The sequence below is a fragment of the Halanaerobium sp. MA284_MarDTE_T2 genome (assembly GCF_003337245.1).
Classification (GTDB): domain Bacteria; phylum Bacillota; class Halanaerobiia; order Halanaerobiales; family Halanaerobiaceae; genus QPJE01.
In genome coordinates this window covers 67233-83395 of the sequence record NZ_QPJE01000002.1, presented here as the reverse complement: position 1 = coordinate 83395, position 16163 = coordinate 67233, and the positions used below count along the sequence as shown (strand labels likewise).

17 protein-coding genes are annotated in these 16163 nt (G+C 35.7%); 16 read left to right on the top strand and 1 reads right to left on the bottom strand.

Annotated features, from left to right (window positions below; translation table 11 throughout):
• The first annotated feature begins 26 nt into the window (after positions 1-26).
• From dnaX to recR, 3 genes are read left to right on the top strand one after another with little or no spacing between them, the layout of a single operon-like run.
• Complete coding sequence (gene dnaX, locus DFR78_RS01620; protein ID WP_114457101.1) at positions 27-1853, top strand: DNA polymerase III subunit gamma/tau; 1827 nt, start codon at positions 27-29, stop codon at positions 1851-1853.
• A gap of 1 nt (position 1854) precedes the next feature.
• Complete coding sequence (locus DFR78_RS01615; protein WP_114457100.1) at positions 1855-2163, top strand: YbaB/EbfC family nucleoid-associated protein; 309 nt, start codon at positions 1855-1857, stop codon at positions 2161-2163.
• Complete coding sequence (recR, locus tag DFR78_RS01610) at positions 2163-2759, top strand: recombination mediator RecR (protein WP_114457099.1); 597 nt, start codon at positions 2163-2165, stop codon at positions 2757-2759. Before DFR78_RS01615 ends, recR begins: the two co-directional genes overlap by 1 nt.
• 138 nt (positions 2760-2897) lie before the next feature.
• On the opposite strand, the gene DFR78_RS01605 is transcribed toward recR, so the two are convergent.
• Entirely contained in the window at positions 2898-4010 is a 1113-nt protein-coding gene (locus tag DFR78_RS01605; protein WP_114457098.1) for a DUF362 domain-containing protein, read from the bottom strand.
• A gap of 609 nt (positions 4011-4619) precedes the next feature.
• Between DFR78_RS01605 and guaB the strand changes: the two genes are divergently transcribed.
• The 13 genes from guaB (at position 4620) to rlmH (ending at position 16107) form a co-directional block, all read left to right on the top strand.
• Positions 4620-6083 (top strand): IMP dehydrogenase, encoded by a 1464-nt coding sequence (gene guaB, locus DFR78_RS01600; RefSeq protein ID WP_114457097.1) that lies wholly within the window; start codon positions 4620-4622, stop codon positions 6081-6083.
• 90 nt (positions 6084-6173) lie between these two features.
• Positions 6174-7109, top strand: coding sequence for a thioredoxin-disulfide reductase (gene trxB / locus DFR78_RS01595; protein WP_114457096.1), 936 nt, complete (start codon positions 6174-6176; stop codon positions 7107-7109).
• Positions 7110-7277: 168 nt separating this feature from the next.
• Positions 7278-7904, top strand: a complete 627-nt coding sequence (gene tmk, locus DFR78_RS01590; RefSeq protein ID WP_114457095.1) for a dTMP kinase — start codon at positions 7278-7280, stop codon at positions 7902-7904.
• Entirely contained in the window at positions 7904-8263 is a 360-nt protein-coding gene (locus DFR78_RS01585; RefSeq protein ID WP_114457094.1) for a cyclic-di-AMP receptor, read from the top strand. The genes tmk and DFR78_RS01585 overlap by 1 nt, the downstream gene beginning before the upstream one ends.
• Positions 8264-8285: 22 nt before the next feature.
• Complete coding sequence (gene holB, locus DFR78_RS01580) at positions 8286-9275, top strand: DNA polymerase III subunit delta' (RefSeq protein WP_114457093.1); 990 nt, start codon at positions 8286-8288, stop codon at positions 9273-9275.
• A gap of 30 nt (positions 9276-9305) precedes the next feature.
• A complete protein-coding gene (locus tag DFR78_RS01575; protein WP_114457092.1) occupies positions 9306-10112 on the top strand; it encodes a stage 0 sporulation family protein in 807 nt (268 codons plus the stop codon).
• A 16-nt stretch (positions 10113-10128) separates the two neighbouring features.
• Entirely contained in the window at positions 10129-10452 is a 324-nt protein-coding gene (locus DFR78_RS01570; protein ID WP_114457172.1) for an initiation control protein YabA, read from the top strand.
• Between the two features lie 4 nt (positions 10453-10456).
• The gene (locus DFR78_RS01565; RefSeq protein WP_114457091.1) at positions 10457-11182 is read left to right on the top strand and encodes a tRNA1(Val) (adenine(37)-N6)-methyltransferase; all 726 of its coding nucleotides are present in this window, start codon (positions 10457-10459) and stop codon (positions 11180-11182) included.
• 1 nt (position 11183) lies between these two features.
• Entirely contained in the window at positions 11184-12044 is an 861-nt protein-coding gene (gene rsmI, locus DFR78_RS01560; RefSeq protein WP_114457090.1) for a 16S rRNA (cytidine(1402)-2'-O)-methyltransferase, read from the top strand.
• 27 nt (positions 12045-12071) lie between these two features.
• Positions 12072-14024, top strand: coding sequence for a methionine--tRNA ligase (metG, locus tag DFR78_RS01555; protein WP_114457089.1), 1953 nt, complete (start codon positions 12072-12074; stop codon positions 14022-14024).
• Positions 14025-14171: 147 nt separating this feature from the next.
• Positions 14172-14819, top strand: coding sequence for a redox-sensing transcriptional repressor Rex (locus DFR78_RS01550; protein WP_114457088.1), 648 nt, complete (start codon positions 14172-14174; stop codon positions 14817-14819).
• 3 nt (positions 14820-14822) lie between these two features.
• The gene (locus DFR78_RS01545) at positions 14823-15638 is read left to right on the top strand and encodes an MBL fold metallo-hydrolase (protein WP_114457087.1); all 816 of its coding nucleotides are present in this window, start codon (positions 14823-14825) and stop codon (positions 15636-15638) included.
• Positions 15628-16107: a 23S rRNA (pseudouridine(1915)-N(3))-methyltransferase RlmH gene (gene rlmH / locus DFR78_RS01540; RefSeq protein WP_114457086.1), complete on the top strand. Its 480-nt coding sequence runs from the start codon at positions 15628-15630 to the stop codon at positions 16105-16107. Before DFR78_RS01545 ends, rlmH begins: the two co-directional genes overlap by 11 nt.
• Positions 16108-16163: the final 56 nt, after the last annotated feature.

The following is a 16163-nucleotide window of genomic DNA, read 5'->3' as shown; positions in this document are numbered from 1 at the left end:
TATAAAAATAAATAGAGGTGAATTTAATGTCTTTTCTCTCACTTTATAGAAAATACAGGCCGACCAAATTTAAAGACTTAATTGGACAGGACCATGTGGTAAAAACATTAAAAAATGCAATAAAGAATGATAGAGTTGCCCATGCATATCTTTTTGCAGGTCCTCGTGGTACAGGGAAAACTTCCACTGCAAAGGTATTTGCCAGAGCATTAAACTGTGCCCAGCCTGCAGAGGATTTTGAGCCCTGTGGAGAATGCAATTCTTGTCAGAGAATAGAAAAAGGGAATTCACTTGATGTTATAGAAATTGATGCAGCTTCAAACAGAGGTATTGATGAAATAAGGGATCTGAGAGAAAAGGTTAAATTTTATCCAGGTGAGGGGAAATATAAAGTATATATTATTGATGAGGTACATATGCTCACCAAAGGAGCTTTTAATGCATTATTAAAAACACTGGAAGAACCTCCAGAAAGTGTTGTTTTTATACTGGCAACAACAGAACCACATAAAGTTATTACAACAATTATGTCGAGATGTCAGCGCTTCGATTTTTCGCTTTTATCACTTTCGGATATTAAAAAGAGGCTAAAATTTATCTGTCAGCAGGAAGAATTTTCAGTTGAAGCTGAAACGCTGGATATTCTTGCCAGAAATGCTCGAGGGGGCATGAGAGATGGGATTAGTCTGCTTGATCAGGCTATTTCTTTTACTGATGGTAAATTAACTGCAGATGGTGTAGCTAAAATGTTGGGCAGAGTGGAAAAAAAAGAACTGAAAAAATTTCTGGATGCAGTTAGTTTAAAGCACAGTGATCAGGCCTTAAAATTGGTTTCTAAAATTATCGCTATGGGGCTGGGTATAGAAAGATTTTCAGAAGAATTAATAGAATATTGTCGCGAACTTCTGCTTATTAAGGAATGTGGAGTTGAATCCGGAATACTGGAGTATTCCAAAAGCTATTTAAATGATCTTTCAGAAGAAGCCTCACAGTTGAGCAGCAGACAGTTAACTGAAATAATAGATCTTTTTTCGGAATTGAATCAGAAGTTAAAATACAGTAATCAGCCTAAACTTCAGCTGGAAATTGCAGTTATTAAATTGTGCAGCAGCGATAATAATGATCCTTTAATGCTTGCTGAAAGGATTGAAGAACTTGAATTTCAGCTTTCTCATTTAAAAAACTCTTTAGCTGCATCTTCTTCAGATAAGACAGAGGAATTAAAGAAGACAAAAGATGATGTTAATAAGCCACACCATATTAATAAAACCGTTAAGAATGTAGATAAAAAGATTAATTCAGCCGATGATAAAGATTTTGCAGATAAAGATGAGGTAAATGATGGAGCTTCAGAAAGGAATATTGAAGAGGCTGCACCCCAAAAACAGAAGAAAAATACTGATTTAAAACTGGATGATATTAAAAAAATATGGGGGAAAGTGCTCAATAATATAAGAAAAACTGATATATCAGTTCAGGCCCTTCTGAGGGAAGGAACGCCTGTTAAGGTAAATGGTAAAACAATTACAGTGGCTTTTCCTGAAGGAAAGAAATTTCATTACAAGGGAGCACTGTCCAATAGTTCAATGATCAATAAAGTTGTCAGGAATGTACTGGGCCAGCCGGTAGAAGTTGAATTCTTAATTTACAGCAGTGCTTCAGAAAAAAATAATCTTAAAAAAAAAATAAGTGATAATACTGATAATAATGATAGGAAAGAGAAAAAAGTAGAAAAAGAAAAAAAATATAATGAAGAAAACACTTTTGAAGATTTAAAAAAATTAGCAGATTTATTTGAAGGTGAAATTATAAGTGTAGACAAAAACATTCTGGAAAAAAGAGGAGGAGATTAAAATGAAGATGAATAATTTGATGAAGCAGGCACAGAAAATGCAGGCCAAAATGGCAAAAATGCAGGAAGAACTGGAAGAAAAGACAATAGAAACCACTGCAGGTGGTGGAGTTGTTAAAGTTGTTGTTAATGGTAAACAGGAGGTAGTAGATCTGCAGATCGATGAAGATGCAGTTGATCCTGAAGATGTAGAAATGCTGGAAGATCTTATTTTGGCAGCAGTTAATGAAGGTATGCGCAAAGTACAGGACATGGTAAATGAAGAAATGGGTAAAATTACCGGTGGAATGAATATTCCAGGGATGTTTTAATGGATCCATATCCAAGACCAATGGGTAAACTTATTGGTGAATTGAGTAAATTACCCGGTATTGGGCCTAAAACTGCTCGCAGACTATCATTTTATATTCTGGAACGCAGCAAAAATGAAGTAAAGGAGCTCGCGGATGCTCTATTGGAGGCTCGCGAAAAAATTAATTACTGTTCTGTATGCAATCATTTAACTGAAAATGATAAATGTTCATTCTGCAGTTCAGAAAGTAGAGATCAATCTATGATATGTGTTGTCGAAAGTCCCCGTGATATAGTGGTTATGGAGAAAACTGGAGAATATAATGGACTTTACCATGTGCTGCATGGAGCTATTTCTCCCATGGATGGAATTGGTCCTGATGAAATAAAAATTCGCAGTTTGATTCCCAGACTGGAAAACGGAGTTGAAGAAGTAATAATTGCAACAGATCCCAATGCTGAGGGAGATGCAACAGCGATGTATCTGGCAAAACTTATAAAACCACTTGGAGTTAAAGTTACCAGAATTGCTCATGGTGTACCGGTGGGTGGAGACCTGGAATATGCTGATGAAGTAACACTTTCGAAAGCACTGGAAGGACGCCGTGAATTATAAATTAAAATTTGCTAATAATAAAACCCTGTCCAGAGAATTTCTTTCTAAAGACAGGGTTTTATTAATTTTATGAATATCTTTTGAATTATTTTAATGGAAATTGTAGATATTGTAAATTTCCATTAACCAAGCTGGATGTTACAGTTCAATTAGCTCATAATCTCTGCTTCCCAGACCAATTTCTTCTGCATATTCTATCTGTCTTAAACCACCATCAGTACTGGGATGTACATGTTTGAATTTATTTTCTCCAGGCTTAATATCTTTATCAACAAGCATTCCAAAACATTTTTCTTCTTTATTAACCAGGTCCAGAGAAGCCTGTTCCAAAGCAACAGGATCTTTAGAAGCTAAAATACCTATATCGCGAACTATTGGTCGGTCATTCCATCCTGAACAGTCACAGTCTGGAGAAACATTTGTAATGAAATTTATATATGCTGTTTTATCTTTTTTCTCTTTTACAATTCCATATGTGAATTCTACCAGTCTTTCTTCCACTCCTTCACTTGTTGCTTCCCATTCTATTGTAATTGCTTCTGTTGGGCAAGTTACAACACATTCTCCACAGCCAATACATATATCATGATTAATAAAGCTTTTTTCTTCATTAATTGTAATACAATCTTCCGGACAGTATTTTACACACTGTTTGCATTTAATACAGTGTTCTTCTTCAATTTCTGGTAAAACTGCCGAATGCATCATCTGTTTTCCTGCACGGCTGCCCAGTCCCATTCCTATATTTTTAAATGTTCCGCCAAAACCGGTCAGCTGATGTCCCTTAAAGTGGGCCAGACTTATCAAGGAATCAGCATGCATTACTTCAGAACCAACTTTTATGTTTTTGAAGTGCTTTAGATTCACTTCAACTTCCATAGTATTCTTGCCTTTTAAACCATCAGCAATAATTATTGGAGCCTGAATAGATGCATAACCAAATCCATTGGCTATGGCACTGTTGAGGTGATCAACAGAATTGGCCCTTCCACCTACATAAAGTGTATTTGCATCTGTTAAAAAAGGTTTGCCGCCCATTTTTTTTATATCACTTACCAGCTGTCTGGTAAAAACAGGTCTTATAAAAGCAGTATTTCCGGGTTCTCCAAAGTGTTGTTTAACAGCCACCAGATCATCTTTATCTATAAATTCATTGAATCCAGCCTTATAAAATAATTTGCTCAACTTTTTAACAAGACTTTCACTGTTGGTTGTTGACTTCATGTCAGCTATATATACTTTTGATGACATAATATTCCTCCTTGTTGAATTATTTAATGTATTAAAACTTATTTTTAATTATATGATAAATTTCAGGATATAACAAGTTATGAATGTCAAATAATATTTTACACTTTTCGCTCATTAAGATTTTACACCTAAGATTTTCCCCTTTTCTGCAGTTCTAAAAATAATTTTGGGGAAACTTTATTATTTCACTGCTGCTGATAAATTTTCTGCATAGACTTTCCCCATTTTTTATATACTGCTGCAAAAAAGGGAGATGCAGGAATATTGAAATTTTTAGTCAATGAATCTTAACGAAATGAAGGAAGAAATAGGGTTGAACTGCAGGATGGAGTGAGCTAATCATGAGTCAGGAGGACTCATTGATTAGTGTGCCCTATTTCACACCCGAATTGAGTTTTAGATAAATCTAAAAATTTCGTTGATGACTAAAGCCCCCTTTTTGCAGCTTGAAAATAAATTTTGGGGAAACTCCTATTTTCTGCAGCTTGACATTGTGCTCAGGCTTTGTTAAAATACCTTAAATATATGCGAATCTAATACCTTAAAAAGTCATTAAATTGCAGTGGAAATTTTATAAAATATTTTAAAATTTAAATAGGAGGCGGAAAAATGGATAAAATTGTTAAAGAAGGATTAACTTTTGATGATATTTTGTTAATTCCTGCCAGATCTGATGTTGTGCCTAAAGAAGTTGAAACCAGAACAAAGCTGACAGATGAAATTAGTTTAAATATTCCAATCATTAGTGCTGGTATGGATACAGTTACAGAGGGTGATATGGCAATTGCTATGGCAAGAGAAGGTGGACTTGGTATTATCCATAAAAATATGTCCATCAGACAGCAGGCATCTGAAGTAGATAAAGTTAAGAGATCTGAAAGTGGAGTTATTGTTGATCCGTTTTACCTTCAGCCAGATGCCACCATCAATGAAGCTGAAGCACTGATGTCAAAATATCATATTTCTGGAGTTCCAATTGTAAATGAAGAAAAAATTCTTGTTGGAATCCTTACCAATAGAGACCTCCGCTTTGTTCAAAATTATGACCGTCCAATTTCAGAAGTTATGACAGATGAAGGGCTCGTAACAGCTCCTGTTGGAACTACACTTGATGATGCAAAAGATGCCCTGCAGAAGCATAAAATAGAAAAATTGCCCATTGTAGATGATAATGGTATTTTGCGGGGACTTATTACAATTAAAGATATAGAAAAAGCAAGACAGTTTCCATATGCTTCTAAAGACAAACAGGGAAGGCTTCTTGCAGGTGCAGCAGTTGGAACAGGAACAGATACAATGGAAAGAGTTAAAGCACTTTATGAAGCTGATGTAGATATCCTGGTTGTTGATACTGCTCATGGACATTCACTGGGAGTTATTGAAATAGTAAAGAAAATAAAAAGTGAATTTCCGGATCTTCCCATTATAGCTGGAAATGTAGCTACAGCAGAAGCAACTGAAGAATTAATAAAGGCTGGTGCAGACGTGGTTAAAGTGGGTATTGGACCCGGTTCTATCTGTACCACAAGAGTTGTTGCAGGTGTGGGAGTACCCCAGATAACCGCAATTTATGATTCAGCTAAAAAGGCTGCTGAATACGGAAAAACAGTTATAGCTGATGGTGGTATTAAATATTCCGGTGATATAGTAAAAGCACTTGCAGCTGGAGCACACACTGTAATGATTGGAAGTTTACTTGCCGGTACAGAAGAAAGTCCTGGTGAACTGGAAATTTACAAGGGTAGAAGCTATAAAGTTTACAGAGGAATGGGATCTGTTGGTGCTATGAAACAGGGAAGTAAGGATCGGTATTTTCAGGAAGATCAAGAAGAACCGGAAAAATTTGTTCCAGAAGGAATAGAGGGGCGTGTTCCCTATAAAGGTACACTATATGAAACTATCTATCAGCTGGTAGGTGGATTAAAATCAGGAATGGGATACTGTGGGACAAAAAATATAGAAGATCTGCGTGAAAATGGACAGTTTATAAGGATTTCTCCTGCCGGACTAAGAGAAAGCCATCCACATGATATAACAATAACCAAAGAGGCGCCCAACTACAGTGTGGATTAGCTGTTGCCGGTTTTACAGACAAAATTATAAAAAAGTAATAATATAAGCTGTGAATTAAATAAATAATAGTCCATAACAGGAGGGCTTATCATGTCTGAAGAAAATAGAAAAGAAGAAAAATTAATCATTATTGGAGGGGGGCCGGCCGGGCTTTCTGCAGCAATTTACGCTGCCCGTGGAGGTCTTGACCCTTTAGTAATAAACGGACCTGAGCCAGGTGGTCAGATTACAACTACTTCAGAATTAGAAAATTATCCAGGTTTTCCCGGCGGTATTGGTGGATTTGAATTGATGCAGAAGATAACAGAACAGGCAGAGAGTTTTGATGCACGTCTAGTTTATGAAATTGTAGAATCTGTCAATTTTTCTGGTGACAGCTATATTATAAAAACTGATATGGAAGAATATATTGCTGAATCTGTAATAATTGCCACCGGTGCAGAACCGCGTCAGCTGGGTTTAGAAAAAGAAGATAAATTCCGTGGTAATGGAATTTCCTACTGTGCTACCTGTGATGCGGCATTTTTTAGAGATCAGGATATTGCCATTGTCGGCGGTGGAGATACTGCTTTATGGGAAGCAACATTTCTAACTAAGTTTGCCAGTAAAGTATATGTACTGCACAGGAGAGATAAGTTTAGAGGAACAAAAATACTTGGTGATAGAGTAAAGAATAACGAAAAAATAGAAGTTCTCTGGAATACAGAAGTAAAAGAACTTCTAGGGGAAAATAAACTGCAGGGAATTAAAATTTTTAATAACAAAAATAGAGAAGAAAAAGATCTGGGAGTTTCCGGACTGTTTATAGCAGTTGGTCATACACCAAGGACCAAACTTTTTAAAGATATAATCAAACTGGATGAGCAGGGATATATTATTACAGATGAAAAACAGCAGACCAGTATTAAAGGTGTCTATGCTGCTGGTGATGTTCAGGATCCTGAATACAGGCAGGTTATTATTGCTGCTGCTTCTGGAGCAAAAGCAGCAATTCAGGCTGGCAAGTATTTAGACAATAAAAATTAAAAATTGATCATTGAAATATATTACCCTCAAGGTAATTTAAGCTGCCTTAATTTTCCTGTTGTATTAGAGAATACAGGAATATAGGGCAGCTTTTCGTATATTGCAAAAAAAAGATGATTATTATATAATGAGACAAATAGAATAAAGTAAGGAGAGGAGCTGGACTCTTTGGCTCAAGGATATTTTATAACATTTGAAGGAATAGAAGGATCCGGAAAAACTACACAGATTAAACTGCTGTATAAATTTCTCACAGAAAAGGGAAGAGAAGTAGAATATACCAGGGAACCTGGTGGAACAGAAATTGGCAGAAAAATAAGAGAAATCCTGCTTGATCCCCACTATGATATTATGGATTATAAAGCAGAAATACTTTTATATGCAGCTGATAGAGCACAGGATATGAAAGAAAATATTATTCCAGCTTTAAAAGAAGGTAAAATAATACTTTCAGATAGATTTGTTGATTCCAATTTAGCCTATCAGGCTTATGGCAGGGGCTTGGACTATAAAACAGTTTATTCTATCAATAAATGGGTTGTAGATCCGTACTGGCCTGATCTCACTTTTATCCTGGATATAGAAATCAAACAGGGACTTATGAGAGCTCGTTCAATTAGTAATGATCAGACAGGAGATCGCCTGGAAAGAGAAGGAGATTATTTTCATCAGCGTGTTAGAAAAGGTTATCTCAAGATGGCAGAAGAAGATAGATTTGTAGTAGTTGATGCTGGTGGAGAAACGGAAAATGTACATGCTCAGATTAAAAAAATTATTTCCAGGAGGTTATTATAATGGAAAAAAAAGCTAACATGGCTAAAACGGTCAAGATGATAATAGCAGTAGTACATGATCATGATGCAGCCGATCTTTTAGAGGCACTAACTACAGAAGGTTTTCAGGCCACCAAAATGGCTTCTACAGGTGGTTTTTTAAGAGAAGGAAATACAACTTTTATGATAGGTTCTGATGAAGAACATATAGATAAAGTAATAGAGATAATTAGAGAAAACTGCAAATCACGCAAAAAAACTGTAGCACCTATGTCACCTGTTGCCAATTCTCTTGAGGGCTATTATTCCTTCCCTATGGAGGTCGAAATTGGAGGAGCAACAATATTTATTATCAATGTTGAAAAATTTATCAAAGTTTAAATAAAAAAGGAGTAATTCAAAAATGAGTTTTTCTTCGGTAAGTGGTCAGGATAAAGCTGTAGAAATATTGAAAGATGAAATTAAAAATGGACGTATCAGCCATGCATATCTGTTTTCTGGACAGGGTGGGCTGGGAAAAAAGAAGCTGGCGCTGGAATTTGCCAAAGCAGTTTTCTGCAGCAATAAAAAACTGGACAGCTGTGACAGCTGTATAAGCTGCCGCAAAGTTGATCACAGTAATCATCCGGATTTAAAGACTATAGTTAAAGCTGAAGATAAATCTGCAATATCAATAGATCAGATTAGAGAATTGAAAAAGGAAATAACATATAAACCATATGAAAGTGATAGAAAAATATATATTATTGAAGATGCTGACTTAATGACTAAAGAGGCAGCAAACAGCCTGCTTAAGACACTGGAAGAACCTCCTGAATTTGCTACTATAATACTCCTTGTTGAAGATGAAGGAAAACTCCTACCGACAATAGTATCACGCTGTCAGAAAGTGAAATTAACTGATGTTTCAGCTGAACTGATAAAAGATATTTTATTAAAAAAAGATCTGCCACAGGATAAGGCGGAAATATTATCCTATCTTGCAGAAGGAAGTCCGGGTAGAGCTGTTAAATTTGCAGAAAATGAGTCTTTTTTTGAAAAAAGAAAAAGTATATATAATTTTATAGCAGCTATTGATAAAAAAACTACTGTGGAAATATTTTCTGCGGCAGATCAATTTAATAAATTAATTAATAATGATTTTCCTTTCTTTTATTTGCTATCAAACTGGTATCGCGATATAATTATGTTCAAACAGAATTATGAGCAGGGAGTCAAAAACATTGACTATCTTGACTTAATAAAGAAGAGTACTGATAAATACACAGAAAAAAATATTATGGATAAACTTGAATATATTGAACTTGCTAAAAAATATATTGACAGCAATGTACGCAAGGATTTAGCTTTGGAAGTATTGCTTTTTAAACTGCGCCAATTAGAGCAAAAGTAGATATAAAAATAAATTGAGGTGTGTAATTGAATGTATACTGTAGTAGGAGTTAGCTTCAAAAAAACCGGCAAGATCTATTATTTTGATCCTGGTAATATAGAACTTGAAGCCGGTGATTTTGTTATTGTAGAAACAGCAAGAGGAATTGAATATGGTAAAGTTGTTGTAGGAAAAAAAGAAGTGACTGAAGAAGAGATAGTTGCTCCTTTAAAAGATGTCATGCGGAAAGCAACTTTAAAAGATAAAGAAAAACATGAGGAAAACCAGCGTTTAGAAAAAGAGGCTTATGATATCTGCCTTAAAAAGATAGATAAACACGGGCTTCCTATGAAGCTGATAGATGTTGAGTACACTTTTGATCACAATAAAATAATATTTTATTTTACAGCTGATGGAAGAGTTGATTTTAGAGAACTTGTTAAGGATTTAGCTCGTGTGTTTAAAACACGAATTGAGCTGCGCCAGATTGGTGTTCGAGATGAGGCAAAAATGGTGGGTGGACTGGGACCATGTGGTCGTCCAATTTGTTGTGCTACTTTTTTGAGAGATTTTCAGCCAATTTCAATTAAAATGGCCAAAAAACAGGACCTTTCACTTAATCCTGCTAAAATATCAGGACTATGTGGCAGACTTATGTGCTGTCTGGAATATGAGTCAAAAACATATAAAAAACTCAAAGAAATAATGCCCAAAGTTGGAGAAACTGTAGATTTAGAAATCGGTGAAGGGGAAATTGTGGACCGCAATCTTGTCAAGAAAACAATTAAAGTTGATATAGGTGGAGAAGATTATATAGAAGTTGAGGTTGAAGATTTGGATGAATACGATTTTGACTGAAAGGAAGGGAAAACTGATGGATCAAGAAGTTCTCAGTGCCCTTGCCCACTTCCAGGAGCAGATAGAAGCCCTTTCTCTTAGATTTCATAAATTAAAAGATATAACTTATCAGCTTTATCAGGAAAATGAAGAACTGCGTACAGAAAATGATGAATTAAAGAATCTCATCTTCAAATATGAAGCTGAAGATGAAATACCGGCTGAAAGGCAGGGCTATATAAACTTAATTCATATTTATGATGAAGGGTATCATGTCTGTCCGCTCAGTTTTGGAGAAAAAAGAAAGGGAAACTGTCTTTTCTGCCTTAATCTGCTGGAAAATCAGGGTAAGGAGAAATAAAGCGATGGAAGAGACTCACTATTTGATTGAAAATGAGCTAAAAATTATTCAAAATGATAAATATTTTAAGTTTGGAACTGATTCAGTATTACTGGCAAATTTTGCTGAGTTTAGACCTGGTGATAAAGTAGTGGATCTGGGAACCGGATCAGGTGTAATACCTCTGCTTCTGGCATACAAAAACAGTGGAATAAAAGTCAGTGGTGTGGAAATTCAGTCACCACTGGTTGAGCTGGCCCGCCGAAATGTGGAGATTAACAATCTTAAGGAGCGTGTGAATATAATAGAAGCAGATTTGTGTTCACTTGAAGATGTTTTTGCTGCCGGTTCTGCAGATGCTGTAATTTCCAATCCGCCCTATTTACCAGTTCAATCTGGAGAAACAAAAGAGAATAAATTTATAGCAGCTGCCAGACATGAAATTCATGCAGACATAAAAGATGTGATAAAAGCTGCATCGCGTGTAATTAAATTTGGTGGGAATTTTTACCTTGTTTATAGAAGCTGGCGGCTGACTGAAGTTATAGAGCTTTTGAGCCGATATAATTTTCAAGCAAAGAAAATGCGATTTGTGCATTCTCGGCCTCAAAAAGAGTCTGATATATTTTTAATGAAGGCTAAAAAGGGAGCTAGCCCTGGTTTACGTGTTGATCCTGCTTTATTTATATACAAAGAAAAGAGTAATCTTTATACTGATGAGGTAAAAGAAATTTATGGAGAGGACTGTTAGTTTGGAAAAAGGAAAGTTATTTATCTGTGGTACTCCGATGGGTAATCTGGAAGATATATCTAAAAGAGTATTAAAAACTTTAAAAAAAGCTGATATAATTGCGGCAGAAGATACAAGACGAACCGGACAGCTTTTGAATTATTTTGACATAAAAAATAGGATGATCAGTTATCATGAACACAATGAAAAAAGGAGAGCAGAAGAAATACTGGGAAGACTTCAGAGTGGGGAAAATATCGCTCTAGTAAGTGATGCCGGTATGCCGGGCATATCTGATCCCGGCCAGATAATTACTAAAATGGCAGTTAAAAATGGAATTGAAGTAATTCCTGTGCCTGGTCCAACTGCTTTCGTTTCTGCACTGGTTGTTTCTGGTTTTGATTTGAGCAGATTTGTTTTTCTTGGTTTTATCCCGAGGTCAACTAAAGAGAGAGATGGGTTTATTGATGAAATATCGCTGGAAGAAAAAACAGCTGTATTTTACGAATCTCCTTACAGACTTTTATCTACTCTGAAAGAATTTGCTGATTACAGTTCAGAGCTTGCCGAAAGAGATATAATGGTTGCAAGAGAGCTGAGCAAAATTCATGAAGAAAAAATTTATGGTAATACAATAGAAATAATTGAAAAATTAAATAGCAGAGAAATAAAGGGTGAGGTAGTAGTGGTGGTTTCCGGCAGAAAAAAAATAAAAGAAGAGGAAGAAGGGTGGGAAAATCTTAGTATACTGGAGCATATAAAACTTTTAATGAATAATGGATTTAGCAAAAAAGAAGCAATAAAAAAAGTCGCCGATTTACGGGATTTACCAAAAAGCGAAGTTTACAGAGTTGCGGTGGCTATTAAAATAGATAAGCAGTAAAATATTATAAGTGGGAGATGATCAGATTTGAGTAAAGAAACATATTATGTAACCACCCCAATTTATTATCCGAGTGACAAATTACATATAGGTCATGCATATACAACAGTAGCGGCAGATACAATAGCACGATTTAAGAAGATGCAGGGTTATGATACCATGTTTTTAACTGGTTCTGATGAGCACGGACAGAAGATTGAACGTAAAGCCAAAGAGTCAGGTAAAGATACAAAACAGTATGTGGATGAGATAGTAGCCACTTTTAAAAATTTATGGGAAAAATTAGATATAGACTATGATTATTTTATCAGAACAACTGAAAAAAGACATGAAAAGGTAGTCCAGAAGATATTTAAACAGCTTTATGATAAAGGTGATATTTATAAAGATAAATATAAGGGATGGTACTGTACACCATGTGAGGCATTCTGGGCAGAAAGGCAGCTTGAAGAAAAAAATGGAGAAAAAGTCTGTCCTGACTGCCACCGTCCTGTGGAATGGGTGGAAGAAGAGAGCTATTTTTTCAAAATGAGTAAATATGCCGATAAACTTTTAGCTCACATTAAAGAAAACCCGGACTTTATTCAGCCTGAAAGCAGGAAAAATGAGATGATTAATTTTATTGAACAGGGGCTGGATGACTTAAGTGTATCTCGTACAACATTTGACTGGGGGATCCCTGTCCCCATTGATGAAGATCATGTAATTTATGTCTGGATTGATGCACTCAGCAACTATATAACTGCAATTGGATATAAAACTGATCCCGAAACATTTGAACATTACTGGCCTGCAGACCTTCATATTGTCGGCAAGGATATACTTCGTTTTCATACAATTATCTGGCCGATAATTTTAATGGCACTGGATCTGGAACTTCCCAAACAAGTTTTTGGCCATGGATGGCTTTTAACCAAATCAGGAAAAATGTCCAAATCAAGGGGAAATGTTGTTGATCCAGTTGTACTGATTGATGATTTCGGCAGAGATGCGATTAGATATTATTTATTAAGAGAAGTTGCTTTTGGTTCAGATGGAATTTATTCGACAGAAGCTTTGATTCAGAGGATAAATTCCGATCTGGCCAACGATTTAGGGAATTTGCTCAATAGAACTGTTGCCATGGTTGAAAAATATTTTGCTGGTATTATTCCGGAAGTAAAAACTGTAGAAGAAGTTGATAAAGATTTAATTGCAAAAGCAGAAAAGACTAAATCTATTGTTGAGGAAGAGATGGAAGAACTTCACTATACTGCAGCACTTGAAGAGCTGTGGAACTTTGTCCGCAGAACAAACAAATACATAGATCAGACTACTCCCTGGATCTTAGGGAAAGATGACGCCCAGAAAGACAGGCTGTCAACAGTGATATATAATCTGCTGGAATCACTGCGTATAACTGCGGTAATGTTAAAACCATTTCTGACAGAAACACCATATAAAATAGCAGAACAATTAGGCCATTTAAATGAAATTAAAACTGCTGTGTGGAAAGACGCTGTCTGGGGTGGCTTAATTCCGGGTAGAAAGGTTATCAACGGTGACCCTATTTTCCCAAGGATAGATATAGAAGAATATTTTGAGAAGGTTGAAGCAAGAACTGCAGTCAAAAAGGAAAAACAGGTAGATGACTTGGAGCTGGAGAATATAAAAGATAGAATTTCATTTAACGAATTTATGAAGACTGATATTAGAGTTGCGGAAATAGTGGAGGCAGAAAGAATAGAAGACAGTAATAAGCTTATTAAACTTAAAGTAGATATTGGATTGGAAGAAAGGCAGCTTGTTGCCGGTATTGCTAAACACTATTCTGCTGAAGATGTTGTCGGTAAAAAGATTTTGATAGTTGCCAATTTGGAACCTGCAGAGATATTTGGCGTCAAATCTGAAGGTATGATTTTGGCTGCATCTGATCCGGAAGGTAATATGGTTTTATCTACTGTTAGTGCAGATATTGCAAACGGCAGTCAGGTAAAATAAATTGAATATAAGGGCCGTCTAAAGCTGACGGCCTAATTTGATTTTGAGTTAAAAAAGGATTTTTGTAGTTTGTATAGTAATATTATAATATGGATTAGTTATTCACTTCACTATCAATAGGAGGAATTATCGGAGGAGGAATTACTGGTGAAAGAGAGAAATAATATACCTAAAGCAACTATAGAAAGACTTCCACTTTATTACAGATGTTTAGATAAACTTTCTACTTTTGAAGAAGTAGAGGTGGTTTCTTCTAAAGATCTGGGAGGGCGTCTTGGGATACCTTCCACACAGGTTAGGAAAGATCTTTCTTATTATGGAGAATTTGGCAGACGTGGAGTTGGCTACAATGTTCAGGAATTAAAAAGATCTGTTGGTAAGATATTGGGAGTTGATAAGCTCTGGCCGGCTGTTATAGTTGGTGCAGGTAATCTTGGGCGTGCACTTGTTAATTATGGCAGTTTTGAAATGATGGGTTTGGAAATAGTAGAAGTTTTTGATAATGATTTAAGCAAAATAGGAAACCAGATTAATGGTATTGAAGTTAAAAGTATTCAATCTATTAAAGAAACTCTGCAGGGGAGAGATATAAAATTAGGAATTATCTCTGTTCCTGCCGATTCTGCTCAGGAAGTAGCAGATGAAATGATAGCAGCAGGGATTAAGGCAATCTGGAATTTTGCACCCACCAGACTGTATATTCCTGAAAATATTGTTGTTCGTAATGAAGATCTTGCCGTTGGAATTGTAAGTTTAATCTATCATTTGAGCTGGCAGGAAGAAATGGATGTGTAAGAATTGAAAACTGAAGTAGCTGTCCTGGCTAGTGGAAGCAGTGGTAATGCAGTTTATATAAGTTCTGGAAAATATTCTGTGCTTATTGATGTGGGGCTGAGTGGAAGAGAAATTGAGAAGAGAATGAAGAAGTTGAATCTCAATCCAGAAAACCTTTCAGCTGTTCTGATAACTCATGAACATAATGACCATATTAAAGGAGCAGGAATTCTGTCACGACGCTATAATATTCCTATTTATGCTAATCAGGGAACGTGGGCAGAAGGAAAGCAAAAATTAGGTAAAATAAAAAATGAAAACTGCAATATTTTTTCCGAAGATTTTATGATTGGAGATCTTGCTTTTACACCTTACAGTATTTCTCATGATGCAGCTGACCCGGTAGGATATATATGTCAGGCTGATGGAAAGAAAATCGCAGTTGCGACAGATACAGGAGTGCTGACAGATGAAGCGGCAAAAAAGCTGAGCGGTTCAGATTTTCTCATTCTGGAGTCCAATCATGATTTGGAAATGCTTATGACAGGTAAATACCCCCATTATCTAAAAAATAGAATTAAAAGTGAGTTTGGACATCTTTCCAATGATGCTGCAGCAGATATTTTACCAGATTTGATCGGCAGCAACTTTCCAACAGTAGTACTTGCCCATTTGAGTCAGAAAAACAATAATCCTAAAATTGCATATATTACTGTTAATAACAATTTACAGAAATCTGGGCTAAAGGTTGGTAGAGATCTTAATTTAGAATGTGCTGTCCAGAACAAACCTACAGAATTGTTTGATCTTGACAAAAGGTATACAGCTGATGAATATTAATATTGTTGGAGTGGGAAGTGTAAAAGAAGATTATTTAAATTATGGGATTTCAGAATTCAAAAAAAGGCTGCAGCGGTTTTGTGACCTGAAGATTATTGAAGTAAAAAATGAAAATTTAGGGAGTAATCTTTCTGAAAAGGATTTAATAAATATACGCAAAAAGGAAGCTGCAAGAATTTTAGATAAAATACCTGAAAGAAGTTATGTATTTGCACTTGATGTAAGGGGGAAACCAATGACATCTAAAGGTTTTGCAAAATCACTGCACAATCTTCAGCTTAGGGGCTGCAGCAGCTTTACCTTTATTATTGGAGGCGCTACCGGGTTGAGTAAAAATTTGCTGAATAAAGCTGATTACAGACTTTCGCTGTCACCCATGACATTTACACATCAGATGATAAGGCTAATTATACTGGAGCAGATTTATAGAGCATTTAAAATAAATAATAATGAACCATATCACCTATAAATTTACACATCTAAATAATTATATTTTTAAATTGTGGGGCATCTCTACAGCTGCTT